The sequence below is a fragment of the Streptomyces sp. NBC_01428 genome (assembly GCF_036231965.1).
Taxonomy (GTDB): domain Bacteria; phylum Actinomycetota; class Actinomycetes; order Streptomycetales; family Streptomycetaceae; genus Streptomyces.
Window position 1 is genome coordinate 1,653,796 of the sequence record NZ_CP109499.1, and the last position, 17,893, is coordinate 1,671,688.

Consider the following 17,893-nt stretch of genomic DNA (forward strand, 5'->3'; position numbering starts at 1 on the left):
GTCCCCGACGAAGCCGGCGGTGTCGGTGGGGCCGAAGGCGGTGCGCTGGAGCACGAAGCCGTGGAGGAGGGTCGTCACGCCCCGGGACCCCCGGTCGGGGTCGCGAGGAGATCGTCGCGCCCGACCGCCTCACGGCCTGGGGACACCGTCCGGCCCCGGCGTCACCGGAGCCGGCGGCCGGTGTCACCAGGTCGGGATGAACCCGCCGTCGATCAGGAAGTCGCTGCCGGTGATGTTCCCCGCGCGGTCACCGGCGAGGAAGAGCACCAGGTCCGCGACCTCGGACGGCTTGGAGAAGCGGCCTGTCACGGTGGCGCCGGACGCCTGGGAGACCACCTCCTCGGGGGTGAGCCCCGCGGCGGCCGACACCGTCGCGGCCACTCCGCCGCCGCCCAGCCACAGCTCGGTCTCCACCGGACCCGGGCTGACCGTGTTGACCCGGATGCCCTGGGGACCGACCTCCTTCGACAGGGCCTTGGAGAACGCGACCAGGGCGGCCTTGCCCGCGCTGTAGTCGATCACCAGCGGGTCGGGCAGGGTCGCGTTGACCGAGCCGACCGTCACGATGGAACCCCGGCCCGCGGCGAGCATCACCGGCAGGGCGGCACGGGTGACCCGTACGGCGGTCAGCAGGTTCAGGTCGACCGTACGGGCCCACTGCTCGTCGGTCACCGACAGGAAGCCGCCGGTCCGCGCCGGGGCCGAGCCCACGTTGTTGACCAGGACGTCGATCCGCCCGCCCGCGGCGTCGATGAGCCGCGCGGCCGCGTCGGGCTCGGCGAGGTCGACGCCCACCCAGGTGACGTCACCCTCCTTGGCCAGCGCGTCCAGGCCGGGCGATCTGCCCCGCGACCCCGCGACCACCTTCGCACCCGCTCCGGCCAGCGCCTCGGCGACGGCGAGCCCGATGCCCTTGCTGGCCCCGGTGACGACCGCCGTCCTGCCCTGAAGTTCCGTGCTCATGGCTCTCAGCTCCATCCCTGGGACGCGCGTCCTGCCGACACCCGACACGGCGACGCGGCGCGGCCTCCGTTCCAGGAGACCACGCCGCGCCCCGGCCTTCAGCCGGTCGCGTCGACCAGCGCCAGATCGTGCAGCCGCTCCGGCGGGCCCGGCCGGGCGTAGTACCAGCCCTGGGCCGTGTCGCAGCCCAGTATCCGCAGCTGCTCGGCCTGGGCACCGGTCTCCACGCCCTCGACCGTGACGGCGAGATCCAGGCTGTGGGCCAGCGACACGATACCTTCCACGATCTTCAGGTCGACGGGGTCGGCGGGGAACTGCTGCATGCCCTGCGTGAAGGACCGGTCCAGCTTCAGGATGCTGACCGGCAGACGCCGCAGGTTGGCCAGGTTCGAGTAGCCCGTGCCGAAGTCGTCCAGCGCGATGTCGACGCCCATCTCGGCGAGCCGGCGCAGCGGCTTCAGCAGATCGTCGTCGGCACCGATCAGGGCGGACTCGGTGACCTCCAGGCAGAGCGCCTGGGCGTCCAGGCCCTCGCGCTCCAGGATGTCGACGGTGTCCTGGACCAGGCCGGGATGGGTCAACTGGCACGGCGAGAGGTTCACGTTGACCCGCAGCGGGCCGCCGCCGGGGTGCCGCTGCTGCCAGGTGCGGGCCTGGCGGACCGACTGCTCCAGGACCCAGCGGCCGAGCGGCACGATCAGTCCGGTGTGTTCGGCCAGCGGGATGAAGCGGTCGGGGCTCAGCACTCCGTGCTGCGGATGCAACCAGCGCACCAGCGCCTCGGCGCCGCGCACGCTGCCGTCACCGAGGTGCACCAGCGGCTGGTACTCGATGAAGAACTCGCCCCGGTCCAGGGCCGCCGGCAGCGCCGTGGTGAGCCCGTGCCGGGTGATCGCCCGGGCGTCCGCCTCCGGATCGGCCAGTTCGAAGCGGTTGCCGCCCGCGGACTTGGCCCGGTACATCGTGATGTCGGCACTGCGCAGCACGTCGGCGGCGCCGCGCACCCCGGCCGGGCCCTCCACGACGCCGATGCTGCCGCGCACGGTCAGCTCACGGCCGTCGATACTGATCGGCGTGACGAGCGCGTTCATGATGCGCCCGGCCAGCTCCTCGACCTCGCGCTCGGTGTCCGGCCCCGTCGTCAGGGCCACGAACTCGTCGCCGCCGAGCCGGGCGACCATCTCGCCCGAGGCGGTCGCACAGGACTGCAGGCGGTCGGCGACCTCGACGAGCAGCCGGTCGCCCGCCGCGTGGCCGAGGCTGTCGTTGATGGTCTTGAAGCCGTCGAGGTCGAGGTAGCAGAGCCCGAAGCGCTGCCCCTCCCTCGCGGCCAGTGCCTTCTCCAGCCGCTCGAAGAACAGCGTGCGGTTGGGGAGCCCGGTGAGCGCGTCGTGCGTCGCCTCGTAGCGCAGCCGCAGGTTGAGCAGCCGCCGCTCGGTGGTGTCCTCCATCAGCGCGAGCTGGTACTGCGGCTCGCCGTCCGCGTCCCGCAGCAGCGAAACCGTCAGGTTGGTCCACAGGGCGGTGCCGTCGGGGCGGTAGAACGCCTTCTCGACGTGGTAGTGGTCCCGCTCGCCGCGCACCAACTCCTCGTACAGGCGCCAGACTTGGGGAGCGTCCTCGGCGTGCGTCCACTCGGTGACCCGGCGTCCCCGCATCGTCTGCTCGGAGCCGCCGAACATGCGCAGCAGCGCGCCGTTGGCCTGGAGCATGTTGCCGTCGAGGTCGGCGATGCCGATCCCTATCGCCGCACCCTCGAACACCGCGCGGAAGCGCGCCTCGCTGTCGTGCAGCGCCTCGGCCACGGCGCTGCGGGCGGTCAACGCCGCCTGGGAGATGGCCTGCTGCTCGGTGAGCGTGCGCTCCCGCAGCGCTCGCGCGTAGCCGGCGGCCATGGCGTGCTGGAGTCGCGCGGACCGGTTCCGCAGCGTCTCCTGGTGGCCGCCCTCGCCGCAGTAGAGCACCAGATAGGCGTCGACGCAGTCGAGGGCCCGGCTGAGCGCCTCCGGGTCGGTGCAGTGGGCGGCGACGAGCGCGGCGCCGACCGTCTGTCCGGCCTCCGCCTCGAAGGTCCTGGCCAGCAGCGCATCGCTCAACCGGCGTGCGAGGGGCAGGAGTTGCACCTCGAACTCGGGGCGGGTCAGCGACGTGGAGGTGACCGGGAAGACCGCGCGGCTCCAGATCGTCGCGAACCGGCGCAGTCTGTCCTCCGGTCCGTCCGGCTCGGCGGTCACGCCGTGCGTCCCACGCCGCCGAACCCGGAGAAGGAATACGGGTCCTCGTCCTCGGGTGCCGTGTCGGGCCGCCAGTCCGGCATCGGCACCAGGCCGGGTTCCACCATGTCGTACCCCTCGAAGAACCGCGCGATCTCCTCGCGCGTGCGCATGATCAGCGGATTGCGGATGTTCTTGTAGACGCCGACCGCGCCCTCGGCCTGCTCCTGCGGGAGCGGAATCCCCTCGAACGCCGCGTGCGTGACGACCAGCATGCTGCCCGGCGCGAGGGCGTCACGCAGTTCGGCCAGCGCACTGTACGGGTCGTCCGCGTCCTCCACGAAGTGAAGTATGGCAACGAGGAGCAGCGCGACAGGCCGCTTCAGGTCGATCAACTGCTGGACGGGCGCGCTGGCGAGGATCTCCTGCGGCTTGAGGAGGTCGGCGGCGACGACGTCCGCGTCCGCGATGTCCTCGAGAACGGCCTGGCTGTGTGCGACGGCAACGGGATCGTGGTCGACGTAGACGACGTGCGCGCCGGGGCGGGCGGCCTGCGCGACCTCGTGGACGTTGCCGAACGTCGGGATGCCCGAGCCGATGTCGAGGAACTGGTCGATGCCCTCGGCGGCGGCGAACCGGACGGCGCGGCGCATGAACGCGCGGTTGGCCTGCATGACCTTGGGGAGGCCCGGCATGAACTCCATCGCCTTGCGGGCCGCCTCCCTGTCGACCTCGAAGTTGTGCGAACCGCCCAGGTAGAAGTCGTACATTCGGGACACGCTCGGCACCGAGATGTCAATGCTGCGGGGGGCCCAGGCGGGACGCTCCATCTATCTCTCCAAGGCGTAGTCGACGGCGTAGGCGATCCGGTGTTCGAGCAGAGGCTACTGATCGCCCGCCAAAGGGGCGAGCCAAAACGGAAATTGACCGTCCGTTCCCGGTCACTGCCTCGGGCAAGTGCCGAATTGGCGTCCGCGAACGTCACTCGAACACACCACGCACCGCCGTTGCGAAATCCCTCCGAAGCGTTCCAAATGACTTCGGGGGATCACGAAGCGTGGCCACGCCCGCCGAAGGAACCGCCGCACTCTTTCACATCCGGACCGCCGGCCGGACCTTTCACGTTCGGCGGCGGCACACCGACTCGCGCTCACCGTAAGCCAGTTCACCGTCCGGCCGTTCCCCGCCGCGTGGCGACGCGGCCACGGCAAGGGTCCGCCCCCTCCCTGCGGTGCGGAGGGGGCGGACCCGGGGTCGCGCGGCGTTTCGGGGCGGGGTGACCCGCCCTCGGGGGACGATCCGTTACTTCGCCGCGCCGACCGGCTTGCCGTCGGGGGCGACGGCGTACCACGTGCCGCCCACGCCCTGGCCGTTGGTGTCACCGGGAGCGGTGTCACCGGAGAAGGTGTAGATCGGCCAGCAGTTGACGGTCATCTGCTTCACGCCGTCCGGACGGGTGAAGCCCATCAGGCCCTTCTTCTGGACACCCTTGGTGTCCTTCGAGGCGACCGGCGCCACGGCCGGCCACTTCTCCAGGCAGGCGCCCGTGCACGCCGACTTCGAGACGGGCCAGGCCTGGTCCTTCATGAAGCGGTAGACGGTCATCCCGTTCTTGTCGACGACGACGTCACCGAGCTTCGCGTCCTTGCGGACCGACAGGCCGGGCAGGTCGGCGAGCGTCGCCTTCTTGCCGTTGGGCGCGGAGGCGTACCAAGTGCCGCCCACGCCTTGGCCGTTGGTGTCCCCGGCCTTGGTGTCCTTGGCGAAGCGGTACATCGGCCAACCGGCGACCGTCAGCTGCTTCGTACCGTCGGCGCGCGTCACCTCGCCGAGCAGCGACTTGTCGACGCCGGCGGCGGCCTCGGCGCCGTCGGCGGGAACCGGCGGCCACGCGGTCGCGCAGGCGCCGTCACAGCTGGACTTCGGGGGCTCCGCGGTGTCCTTGTCGAAGCGGTAGAGCGTCATTCCGGCGCCGTCCGTCAGCACCTTGCCCAGCTTCGTGCTCTCCGTGACGGCGAGCTGACCCGCGGGCTCCGCCTTGGCGGCGGCCTGGTCCTTGGAGTCGGCGCCGTAGCCGTTGCCCGCCGTGGTGCTCGTTCCGTAGCCACCAGCGGCGGCGGTCGCCCCGACGTTCTGGCTGCCCGTAGGGGTGCCCTGTTCCTGACCGCACGCCGTCGTGAGCGCCAGCACGGCCGCAGCTGCCGCTACGAGTGAGGCGCTCCGCCAGGAGGTCTTCATGGGTAACTCCCGCTGTTCGCATAAGTGGTGCAGCGCCCTGCTGCGCCGCGCATGGCCCTAGGTACGGGCGGAAGGGGCGGGAGTGTTCAAGGGGGCCGGAACTTTCTTTCGGAAGCCTGTGACCCGGATGACGCTTTCTTCGCGCGTACGTGCGATCACGGGCCGCGCTTACCGTACGGAGCGTCAAACCATGGCATGCCGGACGTCCTTCCTTCGGGGGCATTCACCCGCACTCCGGCGTGGCCCCGTCGCGCGCACCCCATGATCTTGGTCGTGCAAGGACCCCAACGAACCCGATCCGCCCTCGTCATACGCGTCTTGGCGGTGACGGCGCTCAGCTGGCTGCTCGTCGGCGCGCCGAGCGGAACGGCGTCGGCGGACGCGTGCGCGTACGCCTCGACCGGCCCGGGCGGAGACGGCGTGACCGCGGTGGCCGTGGCGGGCGACGGAGCGGTCGCGGTCGTCGGGAACACCACCTGGTGCCCGACCCCACCGCCGCCGTGTCCCCCGACCCCCACGCCCACCCCGACACCGCCCCCACCGCCGAAGCCGCCTCCCCCGCCCAAGCCGAAGCCGACGCCCAAGCCGACACCCCCTCCGCCCACCCACGCGCCGGCGCCGAAACCGAAGCCGCCGCCACCCCCGCCGCCTCCACCGCCCCCCGCGCCGAAACCGAAGCCCGTGCCGCCCCGGCCGGCCCCGGTGCCGCCGCCGAGACCCACGCCGAAACCCGAGCCGACGCCGAGCGCGCGCCCCACACCCGCGCCCGCACCCGTCAGCTATCCGGCGTACCGCCCCGCGCCGCACAAGCACCAGCCCCGCAGCGGCCCGTCGCTGGTCTCGTTCACCCTGCTCATCACCGCGCCCGCGGTGCTCGCCGTCGCGGCGCTGCGCCCGCGCTGACCCTGGAGGCAAACCTTGTCGGATTGGCTTGTTCTCGCCCTCGCGATGGCGGCCGCGTGCATCGTGGTCCTCATCGTGACGCTCGTCCGGCACCGCCGGGCGCGCGAGGACGAGGACCCCAGCGAGACCCCGGACGTCATCGAGTACATGACGATGATGATCGGCGTGGTGTACGCCATCGTCCTGGGCCTGGCGATCGCCGGCGTGTGGGAGGCCCGCGGGGCCGCCCAGGACCATGTGCAGGCGGAGGCCCAGGCGCTGCACGAGATCTCCGAGCGGGTCCGGGTCTACCCGCCCGACGTGCGCGACCGCATCCGCGGTGACGTCGACGCCTATGTCGACTACGTGGTCACCAAGGAGTGGAAGTCCATGACGGACCACGGCCGGGTGACCGCCGAGGGCGGCCGGCTGCTCGAACAGATCCGGCACGACGTCACCGACTACGAACCGAAGTCGGACTTCGAGGCCCAGGCGTACCAGCCGCTCGTGGACCAGGTGACGGCGGCCGACGCCGCACGCAGCGCCCGGGCCGACTCCACCGGGGCGACCATGCCCGGGGTGGTGTGGTTCGGGCTGATCATCGGTGCCGTGGTCACCGTCGGCATGATCTTCGCGCTGCAGATCAGGCGAACCCCCCGCGAGCTGATCCTCGCCGGGCTGTTCTCCGCGCTGATCGCGTTCCTGCTGTTCCTCATCTGGGACTTCGACGCGCCCTACAGCCGGGGGATCGCGGCGTCCGTGGAACCCTTCACGGCGCTGTTCCCGCACCTTCCCGGCTGACGCGGCAGCCGGACAGAACCACACACCGGGGGACGGACGACACGCCGTGTCCGTCCCCCGGCCGTACGCACCGTGTCCCCCGTGCGGCCCACAGACGTGACCCGTTCGCACTACAGGGATCGCGGACGGACGCACCCTTTCCTAGCGTTCCGATCATCGAGGTGCATTTCTGACGCAATGCGGAAAAGGTCCGCAGCAAGGCTCCTCGGGGACCTGGAGGCTCACCATGCGCGCGATACGCGTCGCTTCGGCCGCACTGCTGGGCGTGACCGCCCTGACCTTCACCGCGCCCGCCGCCTTCGCCGGCGACCGGGACGACCACAACATCACTCCGTTCGCCTTCAGCGTGCAGCCGTCCACCATCGCCGCCGGCGGTCAGGTGTCGCTGCTGCTGAAGCGGGACGGCGGCTGCCGCGGGAACGCGACGGTCACCTCCGGTGTCTTCGACACCGTCACGATCCCGCCGGGCCAGTCCTCGGCCACCGCCATGGTCGACTGGGACGCCCGGCCCGGTGCGGTGTACGACGTGACGTTCTCCTGCGGCGGGGCGAGCGGCAGCACCGGTCTCACCATCGCGAGCGGCCGTTCCAGCAGCCCCACCCCCGTCCCCCTGCAGCGCGGGGTGCGGGCGGGTGTCGGCGGCAGCGTCGGCGGCTTCGACCTCAAGGAGATCGGCATGGGCGCGGCTCTCATCACCGGTTCCGTGGGCGCGGCCTGGTACATGGTGCGGCGCCGCTCGGCGTCCGACGAGTCCTGACCCGGGGCCCGAACGGCACAGCGCTCCACCCCGGACCCGTCGGGAGGGTCCGGGGTGGAGCGCTGTCACGTGCGCGCTGTCTCCGGGGCGGACCGCCGGCCCCCGAGGGGGTGCGCCGGCCGTCCCTGTGCTGGAAAGCGACCGAGCGGTCAGATGTGCTTCTCGGACCGGCGGCGCATCCAGAACACCCCGCCGCCGACGACCGCCGCGGCCACCAGGCCACCGCCGATCGCCATGTCGGTCGGCGTGGCGCCCGTGGAGCTGCTGCCACCGAGACCACCGCGGGTGCCGCCGATGACGGTGAAGGCCGCCGGGCGGGTGAGCGGGCCCGTCCCCTCGCAGTTGACGGTGATGTCGTACGAGCCGGGGCGGGCGTCCTGGTTGATGGTGGCCGTTCCGCTGGACGTCTCGTTGTGGGCGCCGACGAGCGGCCTGAGCCGCGCCTGACGGAACGCCGGCGAGGTCATGGTGCCCCCTCGCGAGCACCCGTCGACCGTCACCGTCAGCTGACCGCCGCGGGCGATGACGCTGGGCATGGCGACGATGTTGCTCGGACTGTTCCACGCCGCGGCCATCGGGGCGGCGAGCCCCACGGCGGCGACCGCGGCGGCAGACACCGCCAGGGCACGAGTAGTACGCATGTGATCCTCCGCGGAGACGCCCCCGGGAACCGTCCCCGGTGGATCGGCGAGAAAGCGCCTCCCAGACAGACCCTCAGATGCCGTGCACACGCCCGCATTTCGAGAATGGTCCGTCCTGGTGAGAGGACACGCCGAGAGAATTCCACACAATCGGATATTGCCGCAGGTCACGGACCGTCAGAAAATTCCTGGTCATGGCAACTCGGATGGCGCAGGAGACAGCCGCGCCGCCACCCGTTCGCCCGCGCCCCGTCGCCCGGCGGCTCCGCTGCGATTAGCGTGCTCATATGCGCGACTGACGCGGCGACGGCCACGTCGAGAGGGGATGGCGAATGTCTGCGTCCGAGCTGGCCGAAGAGGAGGAGCGGCAGAGGAAGCGCGCCCCTTGGGGCGTGATAGCGCTTGTTCTGCTGACCGGCCTCGCCCTCATTCGGAATGGTTCCGGTGAGTTCGACGTGGGTCCGCCGCAGCCCGCGTCCGCGGCCGCCGCCGACAGCCGCACCTCCGGTGGCACCTTCGCCAAGACGCCGGACCCGTTGCCGTACTCCGTCGTCGACCGGGTACGGATCCCGGCCATCAGGGTCGACACCCCGGTGATGCCGGTGGGTCTGGACGCCGACGGCTGGGTCGCGGCGCCGCCGCCCGAGGACCCGAATCTCGCCGGCTGGTTCACCGGCGCGGTCGCTCCCGGCGAGAAGGGCACCTCCGTGATCGTCGGCCATGTCGACAACATGCAGGGTCCCGCCGTCTTCTACGGGCTCGGGGCGCTCAAGAAGGGGAACAAGGTCGAGGTCCTGCGCAAGGACGGAAAGACGGCCGTGTTCGAGATCTACGGCATCGAGGTGTTCTCGAAAGAGGATTTCCCCGGTGACCGCGTGTACAACAGCAAGGGAACTCCGGAATTGCGCGTGATCACGTGCGGCGGCGGTTTCTCGAAGCAGCACGGATACGACGGGAACGTGGTCGTGTTCGCGAAGATGGTCGAAACGCGCTGAGCGCTGTACGGCGCGGTGTGCGAGAGCCGGCCTGCGGGAGGTGTTTCTCCTCCCGCCGGCCGGCTTCTCCTTTTCCGCCTAGACGCCGTTCCTGCGCGGCACCGTGAGGTGGTAGCCGGAATCCAGCAGATGCGGCAGGTACTCGCGCAGCGCCTGCACGCTCTGGGAGCGGTTGCCGCCCGCGTCGTGCGAGAGGACGACGACGCCGGGGGCGGCCTCCTTCTCCACGGTTCCGACGATCGAGCGGACGCCCGGCGTCGCCCAGTCGTTCGTGTCGATCGTCCAGGCCAGCGGCTCCATGCCGAGGTCGGCCTGGATCTGGAACGTCGCCCTGTTCCACGCCCCGTAGGGCGCGCGGAACCAGGCCGGGGACTCGCCGTAGGCGTTCTTGATGACCTTGCTGGTGCGCTCGATCTCGGAGCGGATCCTGGAGCGGGAGAGCGAGGTCAGCAGCGGGTGCGTCCAGGTGTGGTTGCCGACGATGTGACCGTCGTCGGCCATCTTTCCGAGCAGGTCCTTGTTGTCGTTGGCCATCTCGCCGCACACGAAGAACGTCGCGCGCACGTCGTACTCGCGCAGGATGCGCAGGACGTCGGGGGTGTAGAGCGGGTCGGGGCCGTCGTCGAAGGTCAGCACCATGGTGCGGCCGCGCCCGGACATGCGCAGGAAGGGCTCGTGCCGGACGACGGTCCGGCCGGGGGCACCGAGCGGCGGGCCGTAGCCGGTGATCGGCTGGAGGCGGTACGCGGACGGTTTGACGGCGCGGGCGGCCTGCGGGCCGGAGCGGGGCGGGACCCGCACCGGTTGCGCGGCCGGGTCGGCGGTCAGGACGTGGGCGGTGCCCGCGACTCCGGCAGCCCCCAGGACGGCGGCGCCGGCGACCAGCGCCTTACGTCGGGTGATCAGCTGATCCTTTTTCATGACCAATCAGTCACCCGGCGGAGGGCCCGCCCGACTGAGCAACACCGGGGGAGGGTTCCGAAAGCACCCGCCTGGACCATTTCAGCGGCGGCGCACCAGCGGGAACGGCAGGGTCTCGCGGATCGTCAGCCCGGTCAGGAACATGACGAGCCGGTCGACGCCGATCCCGAGTCCGCCGGTGGGCGGCATGGCGTACTCGAGCGCGTCGAGGAAGTCCTCGTCGAGCTCCATCGCCTCGGGGTCTCCCCCGGCCGCCAGCAGCGACTGGGCGGTGAGCCGCCGGCGCTGCTCGACCGGGTCGGTCAACTCGGAGTAGGCGGTGCCCAGTTCCGTGCCGAAGGCGACGAGGTCCCAGCGTTCGGCGAGGCGCGGGTCGGTGCGGTGCTGCCGGGTGAGCGGGGAGACGTCGGTCGGGAAGTCCTTGTAGAAGGTGGGCAGCTGCGTCTTCTCCTCGACCAGGCGTTCGTACATCTCCAGGACGATGTCGCCGCGCCCGTCGTCGTCCACGTACGGCACGCCCGCGCGGTCGCAGAGCCGCTGGAGCGCCTCGACGGAGGTGTCGGCGTCGATCTCGTCCCCGAGGGCCTCGGAGATCGCGCCGTAGACCGTCTTGACGGGCCACTCCCCGGAGATGTCGTACTCCGTACCGCCCTTGCGGGCGATCGGTGAGCCGAAGGCGGCGGTGGCGGCGCCCTGGATCAGCTCGCGGGCGAGGTCGAGCATCACGTCGTAGTCGGCGAAGGCCTGGTAGGCCTCCAGCATCGTGAACTCGGGGTTGTGCTTGTAGGAGACACCCTCGTTGCGGAAGGTGCGGCCCATCTCGAAGACCTTCTCCAGTCCGCCGACGCAGAGCCGTTTGAGGTACAGCTCGGGTGCGATGCGCAGATAGAGGTTCAGGTCGTAGGCGTTGATGTGGGTGGTGAACGGCCGGGCGTTCGCGCCTCCGTGGATCTGCTGGAGCATCGGGGTCTCGACCTCCAGGTAGCCGCGCTCCAGCAGGCCCTGGCGCAGCGCCTGGACGGCCGTGGAGCGGGCCCGTACGACGTCGCGGGCGCCGGGGCTGGACACCAGGTCGAGATAGCGGCGGCGCACCTTGGCCTCGGGGTCGGCGAGGCCCTTGCGTTTGTCGGGCAGCGGGCGCAGGCACTTGGCGGTGAGCTGCCAGGCGCTGACGAAGACGGTCGGTTCGCCCCGGTCGCTGGCGCCCGCGAGGCCGTCGGCGGTGATGTGGTCGCCGATGTCGACGACCTGGCGGAAGCGGTCGAGCGCCGCTCCGGACTCCTGGCGGGTGAGGGCGAGCTGGAGGTCGCCGGACCAGTCGCGCAGCACGGCGAAGAGGATGCCGCCGAAGTCGCGGACGAGCATCACGCGCCCGGCGACGGTGACGTCCTCGCCGCCGCGGACCTCGGACAGCAGATGGGTGCGCGGCGGGATGCCGACCGGGTAGGGGTCGGTGCCGTCGGCGCGCAGCCGGTCGAGCTTGCGGTGCCGCACCCGGACCTGGTCGGGGAGGTCCGCGGTGGCGTCCTCGGCCGCGCTCCCGTCGCCGGTGGCGAGGCCGAGGGCGGACAACGAGGGCAGTCCGGCCGTGGTGGCGGGCTGGGGTCCGCCTCGGGAGTGCCCCCTGCCCCACAGCGAGCGCATCGAGGGGACGGAGACGAACCCCTCGGCGATGGCGGACGCCATGCCGATGCGGGCGAGGGAGCCGGTCTCGCCGTAACAGATGAAGCGCGGGTACCACTCGGGGTGGTACTTGGCGTTGGAGCGGTACAGCGCCTCCAGCTGCCACCACCGGGAGAAGAACAGCAGCAGCCGGCGCCAGAGCCGCAGCACGGGGCCCGCGCCGATGCGGGCGCCCTCCTCGAAGACGGAGCGGAACACCGCGAAGTTGAGGGAGATACGCCGTACGCCGAACTTCCCGGCCGCGGCGCACACCTCCGCGACCATGAACTCGGTGACGCCGTTGGGCGCGCTGCGGTCGCGGCGCATCAGGTCGAGGGAGATGCCGTCGCGGCCCCAGGGCACGAAGGAGAGCAGGGCGAGGAGCTTGCCGTCGGAGTCCATCGCCTCGGCGAGCAGGCAGTCGCCGTCCTCGGGGTCGCCGAGCCGGTCGAGGGCCATCGAGAAGCCGCGCTCGGTCTCGGTGTCGCGCCAGGCGTCGGCCCGGCGGACGATCTCCTCCATCTCCGTCTCGGTGAGGGTGGAGTGGCGGCGCACCCGGCAGGTGGCGCCGGAGCGCTTGACGCGGTTGACGGCCTGTCGGGTGACGCGCATGTCGCGGCCGCCGAGGTCGAAGCGGGCGACGTGCAGGATCGCCTCGTCGCCGAGCTGGAGGGCGCCGAGCCCGGCACGCGCGTAGGCCTTGGCCCCGTCCTCGGAGGCGCCCATCGCGGCGGGCGCCCAGGCGTAGCGGCGGGCCGCGTCGAGCCAGGCGTCGATCGCGTGCGGCCAGGCCTCCCGGTCGCCGACGGGGTCGCCGCTGGCGAGGCAGACTCCGGCCTCGACGCGGTAGGTGACGGCCGCCTTGCCGCTGGGCGAGAAGACGACGGCCTTGTCGCGGCGGGTGGCGAAGTAGCCGAGGGAGTCGTCGGCGCCGTAGGCCTGGAGGAGGGCACGGATGCGGGCCTCCTCGTCCCCGTGCAGGGCCGCCACCATGCGCTGGGAACGGAACAGCGTGGCGGCGGCGTTCAGCAGGGCGAGGGCGCCGAACAGTCCGAGGACGAAGAACAGCCAGCGTGGTGGCCGGCCGTCGAAGGATCCGCCGGACACCAGTCCGCCGCAGACCCGGTTGGCGGCCCACAGGAGTCGCTGGCTGTGCGGCAGGGTCCCCGGGAACAGCTCCACCAGGCCCCAGCCGACCAGGATCGCGACGACGAGTCCGGCGATCAGGACGAGCAGGGCCCGCCGTACGGCGCCGCGCCGCGAGTCGGCGTAGAACTCGCGGCGGGCCACGATCAGCAGGGCCAGCAGGAGCCCGCAGACGACCAGGGAGGGCACGGACTGCGCGTACAGGCCGACGGCGACGCCGAGGATGTCGGTGAGGACCAGCAGACCGAGGTAGACGACCACCAGCCACCAGGCGATCTTCTTGCGGGCGGCCGTGGCGGCGGCGAGCAGGAAGAGGAAGACGGCGTAGGCGAGGTTGGCGCTGACCGGGATGATCAGCAGGTCGAGGAAGCGCGTGACCGGGCGCAGCACCCGGCGCAGCGGGGCGATGAAGGCCAGTACGGCGCAGAGCAGTCCGATGATGCCGAAGAAGGTCGCGAAACCCTCGGGCACCTTGCTGAGGAATCCGCGCGGGGACGGCCGTGCCGGAGCGGCTCTGTCCTTGGGCGGGCGGGCCTCCACGGTGGAACTCATGCTTCCGACTGTAGGAAGGGGGAGGCCGCCCCGCCCGTCGAGCGATTTCTCCGGGCTCCCCCGCGGCCGTGGGACCTGCGGGTTCCGCTAACCTCACAGCCGTGACGGATGAGCAGCACGCACAGGGGTTCGAGCGCGGGACGGACGGTCCCAAGGTCATCGTGGTCGGAGTGGACGGCTCCGAGTCCTCACTGCGCGCTGCGGCGTACGCGGGGGGTCTGGCACGGCGGCAGCGGGCGCTGCTCGCGGTGGTCTACATCCAGCCGGTGATGGCGGCGGGGGCCGCGCTCGGGGTGCCGGTGGCGGAGACGACCGACGAGATCGCCGAGGATCTGATCCGGTACATCCGCGACGCGGCCGAGCGGGTGAAGGACATATTCGATGTGCGCTGGGAGTTCCACACCTTCCGCGGCGACCCGTACAACGGCCTGGTCACCGCGGCCGACGAGCTGAAGGCGGACGCGGTGGTGGTGGGCGCCTCCGAGCAGGCCGGCCACCGGATCGTGGGGTCGGTGGCGATCCGGCTGGTGAAGGCGGGCCGCTGGCCCGTCACCGTCGTCCCGTAGCCCGCCTCCGCGGATCCCCGCCGGACGTCCCCGACGTCCCCTACTTCCCCATCACCAGGCCGTCCTCGCCCGCGCCCCGGCTCAGGACGACGTCGCGGACACGGTCACGGACGGCGCCGACCGCGGCCCCCTGGTCCAGCGCGGCGTTGAGGTCGAGGACCCGGCCGGCGTCGAGGTCGAAGCCCTGCGGGATGAACTCGGCCTTCGTGACCCTCCAGCGTTCGCCCGCCCGCGCCGGGGGCGCGAAGGTGAACCGTCCGATGGTGCTCTGGTTGCCGCGCGGGTCCTGGACGCCGTCGCCGTTGTACATCTCGCCCGCGATCTGGTCGCCCATGCCGTAGACGACCCAGGTGCCGTTGACCTTCTCGTAGGCCTGCGGGACGTGCGCGTGGGTGCCGAGGATCAGGTCGATGTCCGCCCGCCCGGCGGTGGCGGACGCGGTCAGCCGGCGGCTCAGGTCCAGTTGCTGTTCGTCGGGTTCGTCCTGCCACTCGGTCCCCCAGTGCAGGGAGACGACGACCACGTCGGCGCCGGCCTTCCGGGCGGCGCGGGCGTCCGCGACGATCCGGTCCGGGTCGATCGTCCGGACCGCCCAGGGCTGCCCCTGCGGGAGCGGGATCCCGTTCGTGTCGTAGGTGTAGGCGAGCTGGGCGACCCGGGCGCCGCCCGCCCGCAGCACGGTGGCTCCGCTCGCCTCCCGAGCCGTGCGCGCGGACCCGGCGTGCCGCACGCCCGCGCGGTCGAGCGCGTCCAGGGTGCGGCCGATGCCCGCGGCGCCGTCGTCGAGGCTGTGGTTCGAGGCGGTGGAACAGGCGTCGTAGCCCGTCGCGGCGAGGCCTTCGGCCACCTGGGGCGGGGACTTGAAGGTGGGGTACCCCGAGTAGTCGCCGTCGGCGCCGTAGACGGTCTCCATGTGACAGATCGCCAGATCGGCACCGGACACGATCGGCCGGACACCCGCGAGCATCGGCCGGAAGTCGTATCCGTCGCCTCCGGCGTCCGAAGCCGCGCGGTCGATGATCGAGCTGTGCGGCAGGACGTCCCCCGAGGCGACCAGGGTGAAGGGACGGGTGGCACCGGGGGCGGCCTGTCCGTCCCGGCGGTGTCCGGGCGAGTCCTGCGCCTGGCAGGCCGCGGCCGTGGCGATGAGGACGGCCGCGATGGCCAGATTGATCTGTCGCGCGCGTGTGATCATGCCCGGCCCCATCTGGTCGTATTTGATTACTAATTGAGGCGATTCCAGGTATACGGACGGCCGGCGGTCAAGGAGGCACCACCGCGGCTCGCCCGTTCGGCGCCCGCGCGCCCGCCCGTTGGAGTGACCGGCGCCGAACGGCCGTGCGGGACCGGCGGAATCCTGGCCTCCAGCTCGGCGGGACCGTTCGGCGCACCGTTCACCGACGGCATCGACCGCCCACCGCACGGGCGTGTCAGCGGCCTGTCCGCGCGGAGCGCATCGCGCTGCCATACACGCCATGACGGCCGGAACCACCACCATCACGAGCGGGACGACCGCCGAGCACGAGCTGGCCGCGCTGCAGCGCGAGCACGGCCGGCCCCTCTTCGCCCTGCTGCTCCGCCTGTCGGACGGCGACCGGCAGCGGGCCGAGGACCTGGTGCAGGAGACGCTCGTCCGCGCCTGGCAGCACCCCGAGGCGCTCCGGGCGGACGCCTTCGACTCCGTCCGCCCCTGGCTGCTCACCGTGGGACGGCGGCTCGCCATCGACGCGCGGCGGGCCCGGCAGGCCCGCCCGCCGGAGGTCGGGGACGCCGTACTCGACCACGCGCGCATCTGCGCGGATCACGCCGAACGGTCGGCGGCGACGCTCGATGTGCGGGAGGCTGTGAAGACACTCACTCCCGAGCACCGTGAAGTCCTGGTGCTCGTGTACTTCCAGGGGGCGAGTGTGGCGGAGGCCGCGGAGGCCCTGGGCATTCCGCCCGGTACCGTGAAGTCCCGCGCGTACTACGCGCTGCGCGCCCTGCGCCGGGTACTCCCAGGATATGCAGCCGACCTGCGGTGAAACCGAAGGCTTGGTCAAGCCTCCGCAAAGCGCCTTGCCGACGACCATGGTTGAGCACTCAGCTTGCCTCATCCGTGTTCCGGACCGGGGCCCGGGATCGGGCGACGCGCACGCACCGGAGGAGGGCAGGAAGGGATGCTGCACAGAGGGCAAGAGAGCACGGACGGCACCGGGGGTGGCGAACTCACCGTTCCCATGGCCTGGTTGTACGCCGAGTACATCGCCGACGAACTGCTGCGGACCGGCGATCTGATGCCGCCGACGTCCTTCGAGTTCCGCGCCGGGCGTGACGCCCTCGCGCTGACCATCTTCCTGTCCGACAGCAGCGGCGAACTCTCGGGGATCCGGGTCATCACGCAGCTGGAGACCTGGCTCTCCCTGACCGCCTACGACCAGCCCTGGCAGGAGTGGGTGCGCGAACGCATGGCGTTGCGCGCCGCCGAGGCCGCCGGGTCGGCCGCGCCCGATCCCGACCTGGAACTGGCGTCGACGGCCTGGCGCTGGCTGGAGGAGACCGAGCTGCTCGCTCCGGACCTGGACGCGGTGCCCGGGGGCGGTCCCGTACCGGGTGAGGACGACGGACCCAAGGTGTGGACGCCCGCCTGGCGGCTGGGGCTTCCGCTCGGGCATCTCGCCATCCACCTCTTCTGAGAACGTCCCCCGCCACCGCTTCCTCCACCGCGCCGCGAGATTTCCTCGGACCGCACCAATCCGCGGGCACCGGCGCTCCGAATGTCTGAACCGCGATTCCGGACGGGTCTTGAGTGATTCGGCGGTCTGGTGCGTACCCGTGGGCAACAGCAGCACCACTCACAGTCCGCACCATCGCCACGAGGATTCGGTATTCGGTATGAGGTCCCTGGAACGGCATGGCGACGTCGGCGCCTACGCACTCGGCGTGCTCGACGAGGCGGAAGCCTTCCGCTTCGAGGACCACCTCATGGAGTGCCCTCGGTGTACGGCGCACGTGAGCGAGTTTCGCCCCGCCACACGGCAGTTGATGCTGTACCGCCGCTCGACGCCGCGCACGGTGCACCCGTTCGCCGCCCCCGGGCCGCGGCTGCTCGACCGGCTGCTCGGCGAGGTGGCCGCGCGCAACCGGGCGGGGCGCAGGCGCCTCCTCTACGTCGTGGCGGCCTCCGTGGTCCTCGCGGCCGGCGGCCCCGCGATCGCGGTCGCCACCGCGCACGACACCCCCGCCAACCGGGTCGCGGCGGCGGACCCGCAGGAGCACCGGGTCGCCGCCACCGACGCGGACACCGGGGTCTGGGCCCAGGTGACGACCGCGGACCGGACCTGGGGCACCGACGTCGACGTCCGGGTCAAGGACCCGGGAGGTCCCCGCTCCTGTCAGCTCGTCGCCGTCGGCAAGGACGGCACGGAGGAGACCGTGACCAGCTGGATGGTCCCGCCCCACCACGGCGAGGCCACCCGGATGCGGGGCGGCGCGGCCCTGCGGAGCGCCGACATCGGCCGGTACGAGGTGCGCACGGCGGACGGCAAGCACCTGGTGACCCTCGAAGCTCCCTGAC

Annotated in this window: 16 protein-coding genes; 8 read left to right on the plus strand and 8 right to left on the minus strand. The window is 71.8% G+C overall.

Translation table 11 applies throughout. The annotated features are described in order from the left end of the window. Positions 1 to 183 precede the first annotated feature (183 nt). From OG406_RS07225 to OG406_RS07240, 4 genes are all read right to left on the minus strand, one after another. On the minus strand, positions 184 to 963 hold the full coding sequence (locus tag OG406_RS07225; protein ID WP_326841851.1) for an SDR family NAD(P)-dependent oxidoreductase: 780 nt from the start codon (positions 961 to 963) through the stop codon (positions 184 to 186). A 98-nt stretch (positions 964 to 1,061) separates the two neighbouring features. Further along, positions 1,062 to 3,197 (minus strand): putative bifunctional diguanylate cyclase/phosphodiesterase, encoded by a 2,136-nt coding sequence (locus OG406_RS07230; protein ID WP_266851044.1) that lies wholly within the window; start codon positions 3,195 to 3,197, stop codon positions 1,062 to 1,064. After that, entirely contained in the window at positions 3,194 to 4,006 is an 813-nt protein-coding gene (locus OG406_RS07235) for an SAM-dependent methyltransferase (protein ID WP_266851046.1), read from the minus strand. The genes OG406_RS07230 and OG406_RS07235 overlap by 4 nt, the downstream gene beginning before the upstream one ends. A 472-nt stretch (positions 4,007 to 4,478) precedes the next feature. Beyond that, on the minus strand, positions 4,479 to 5,414 hold the full coding sequence (locus tag OG406_RS07240; RefSeq protein ID WP_081220559.1) for an SCO0930 family lipoprotein: 936 nt from the start codon (positions 5,412 to 5,414) through the stop codon (positions 4,479 to 4,481). A 681-nt stretch (positions 5,415 to 6,095) separates the two neighbouring features. On the opposite strand from OG406_RS07240, the gene OG406_RS07245 reads away from it, so the two are divergent. The 3 genes from OG406_RS07245 to OG406_RS07255 all read left to right on the plus strand — a co-directional run bounded on the left by OG406_RS07245 (position 6,096) and on the right by OG406_RS07255 (position 7,854). Beyond that, a complete protein-coding gene (locus OG406_RS07245; protein WP_239155099.1) occupies positions 6,096 to 6,317 on the plus strand; it encodes a hypothetical protein in 222 nt (73 codons plus the stop codon). Positions 6,318 to 6,332: 15 nt separating this feature from the next. Beyond that, positions 6,333 to 7,097 (plus strand): bestrophin-like domain, encoded by a 765-nt coding sequence (locus OG406_RS07250; protein ID WP_326841852.1) that lies wholly within the window; start codon positions 6,333 to 6,335, stop codon positions 7,095 to 7,097. 226 nt (positions 7,098 to 7,323) lie between these two features. Then, on the plus strand, positions 7,324 to 7,854 hold the full coding sequence (locus OG406_RS07255) for a hypothetical protein (RefSeq protein ID WP_164371272.1): 531 nt from the start codon (positions 7,324 to 7,326) through the stop codon (positions 7,852 to 7,854). 149 nt (positions 7,855 to 8,003) lie between these two features. On the opposite strand, the gene OG406_RS07260 is transcribed toward OG406_RS07255, so the two are convergent. Continuing rightward, positions 8,004 to 8,495: a hypothetical protein gene (locus OG406_RS07260; RefSeq protein ID WP_081220555.1), complete on the minus strand. Its 492-nt coding sequence runs from the start codon at positions 8,493 to 8,495 to the stop codon at positions 8,004 to 8,006. A gap of 332 nt (positions 8,496 to 8,827) precedes the next feature. Between OG406_RS07260 and OG406_RS07265 the strand changes: the two genes are divergently transcribed. Then, positions 8,828 to 9,490 carry a class F sortase gene (locus OG406_RS07265; RefSeq protein ID WP_164371273.1) on the plus strand — a complete coding sequence of 221 codons (663 nt, stop codon included), beginning with the start codon at positions 8,828 to 8,830 and terminating at the stop codon, positions 9,488 to 9,490. A 78-nt stretch (positions 9,491 to 9,568) separates the two neighbouring features. On the opposite strand, the gene OG406_RS07270 is transcribed toward OG406_RS07265, so the two are convergent. Then, positions 9,569 to 10,411, minus strand: a complete 843-nt coding sequence (locus OG406_RS07270; protein ID WP_164371274.1) for a polysaccharide deacetylase family protein — start codon at positions 10,409 to 10,411, stop codon at positions 9,569 to 9,571. 81 nt (positions 10,412 to 10,492) lie between these two features. Continuing rightward, the gene (gene lysX, locus OG406_RS07275; protein ID WP_164371275.1) at positions 10,493 to 13,771 is read right to left on the minus strand and encodes a bifunctional lysylphosphatidylglycerol synthetase/lysine--tRNA ligase LysX; all 3,279 of its coding nucleotides are present in this window, start codon (positions 13,769 to 13,771) and stop codon (positions 10,493 to 10,495) included. A 101-nt stretch (positions 13,772 to 13,872) separates the two neighbouring features. Between lysX and OG406_RS07280 the strand changes: the two genes are divergently transcribed. Continuing rightward, positions 13,873 to 14,337 carry a universal stress protein gene (locus OG406_RS07280; RefSeq protein ID WP_081220551.1) on the plus strand — a complete coding sequence of 155 codons (465 nt, stop codon included), beginning with the start codon at positions 13,873 to 13,875 and terminating at the stop codon, positions 14,335 to 14,337. A 40-nt stretch (positions 14,338 to 14,377) separates the two neighbouring features. Here OG406_RS07280 and OG406_RS07285 read toward each other — a convergent pair whose 3' ends face one another. Further along, positions 14,378 to 15,532 carry a CapA family protein gene (locus OG406_RS07285; RefSeq protein ID WP_329184801.1) on the minus strand — a complete coding sequence of 385 codons (1,155 nt, stop codon included), beginning with the start codon at positions 15,530 to 15,532 and terminating at the stop codon, positions 14,378 to 14,380. A gap of 280 nt (positions 15,533 to 15,812) precedes the next feature. Here OG406_RS07285 and OG406_RS07290 point away from each other — a divergent pair, with 280 nt between their 5' ends. From OG406_RS07290 to OG406_RS07300, 3 genes are all read left to right on the plus strand, one after another. Then, entirely contained in the window at positions 15,813 to 16,361 is a 549-nt protein-coding gene (locus OG406_RS07290) for a sigma-70 family RNA polymerase sigma factor (protein WP_164371277.1), read from the plus strand. A gap of 135 nt (positions 16,362 to 16,496) precedes the next feature. Beyond that, positions 16,497 to 17,012, plus strand: a complete 516-nt coding sequence (locus OG406_RS07295; protein WP_081220549.1) for a hypothetical protein — start codon at positions 16,497 to 16,499, stop codon at positions 17,010 to 17,012. 199 nt (positions 17,013 to 17,211) lie between these two features. Then, positions 17,212 to 17,892: a zf-HC2 domain-containing protein gene (locus OG406_RS07300; RefSeq protein WP_266617702.1), complete on the plus strand. Its 681-nt coding sequence runs from the start codon at positions 17,212 to 17,214 to the stop codon at positions 17,890 to 17,892. Position 17,893 lies beyond the last annotated feature (1 nt).

Excerpts from the sequence above, each read along its gene's own strand:
- OG406_RS07225 (WP_326841851.1), bottom strand. The coding sequence starts at position 963 with ATGAGCACGGAACTTCAGGGCAGGACGGCGGTCGTCACCGGGGCCAGC.
- OG406_RS07235 (WP_266851046.1), bottom strand. The coding sequence starts at position 4,006 with ATGGAGCGTCCCGCCTGGGCCCCCCGCAGCATTGACATCTCGGTGCCG.
- OG406_RS07240 (WP_081220559.1), bottom strand. The coding sequence starts at position 5,414 with ATGAAGACCTCCTGGCGGAGCGCCTCACTCGTAGCGGCAGCTGCGGCC.
- OG406_RS07255 (WP_164371272.1), top strand. The coding sequence starts at position 7,324 with ATGCGCGCGATACGCGTCGCTTCGGCCGCACTGCTGGGCGTGACCGCC.
- OG406_RS07260 (WP_081220555.1), bottom strand. The coding sequence starts at position 8,495 with ATGCGTACTACTCGTGCCCTGGCGGTGTCTGCCGCCGCGGTCGCCGCC.
- OG406_RS07265 (WP_164371273.1), top strand. The coding sequence starts at position 8,828 with ATGTCTGCGTCCGAGCTGGCCGAAGAGGAGGAGCGGCAGAGGAAGCGC.
- OG406_RS07270 (WP_164371274.1), bottom strand. The coding sequence starts at position 10,411 with ATGAAAAAGGATCAGCTGATCACCCGACGTAAGGCGCTGGTCGCCGGC.
- lysX (WP_164371275.1), bottom strand. The coding sequence starts at position 13,771 with ATGAGTTCCACCGTGGAGGCCCGCCCGCCCAAGGACAGAGCCGCTCCG.
- OG406_RS07285 (WP_329184801.1), bottom strand. The coding sequence starts at position 15,532 with ATGATCACACGCGCGCGACAGATCAATCTGGCCATCGCGGCCGTCCTC.
- OG406_RS07290 (WP_164371277.1), top strand. The coding sequence starts at position 15,813 with ATGACGGCCGGAACCACCACCATCACGAGCGGGACGACCGCCGAGCAC.
- OG406_RS07295 (WP_081220549.1), top strand. The coding sequence starts at position 16,497 with ATGCTGCACAGAGGGCAAGAGAGCACGGACGGCACCGGGGGTGGCGAA.
- OG406_RS07300 (WP_266617702.1), top strand. The coding sequence starts at position 17,212 with ATGAGGTCCCTGGAACGGCATGGCGACGTCGGCGCCTACGCACTCGGC.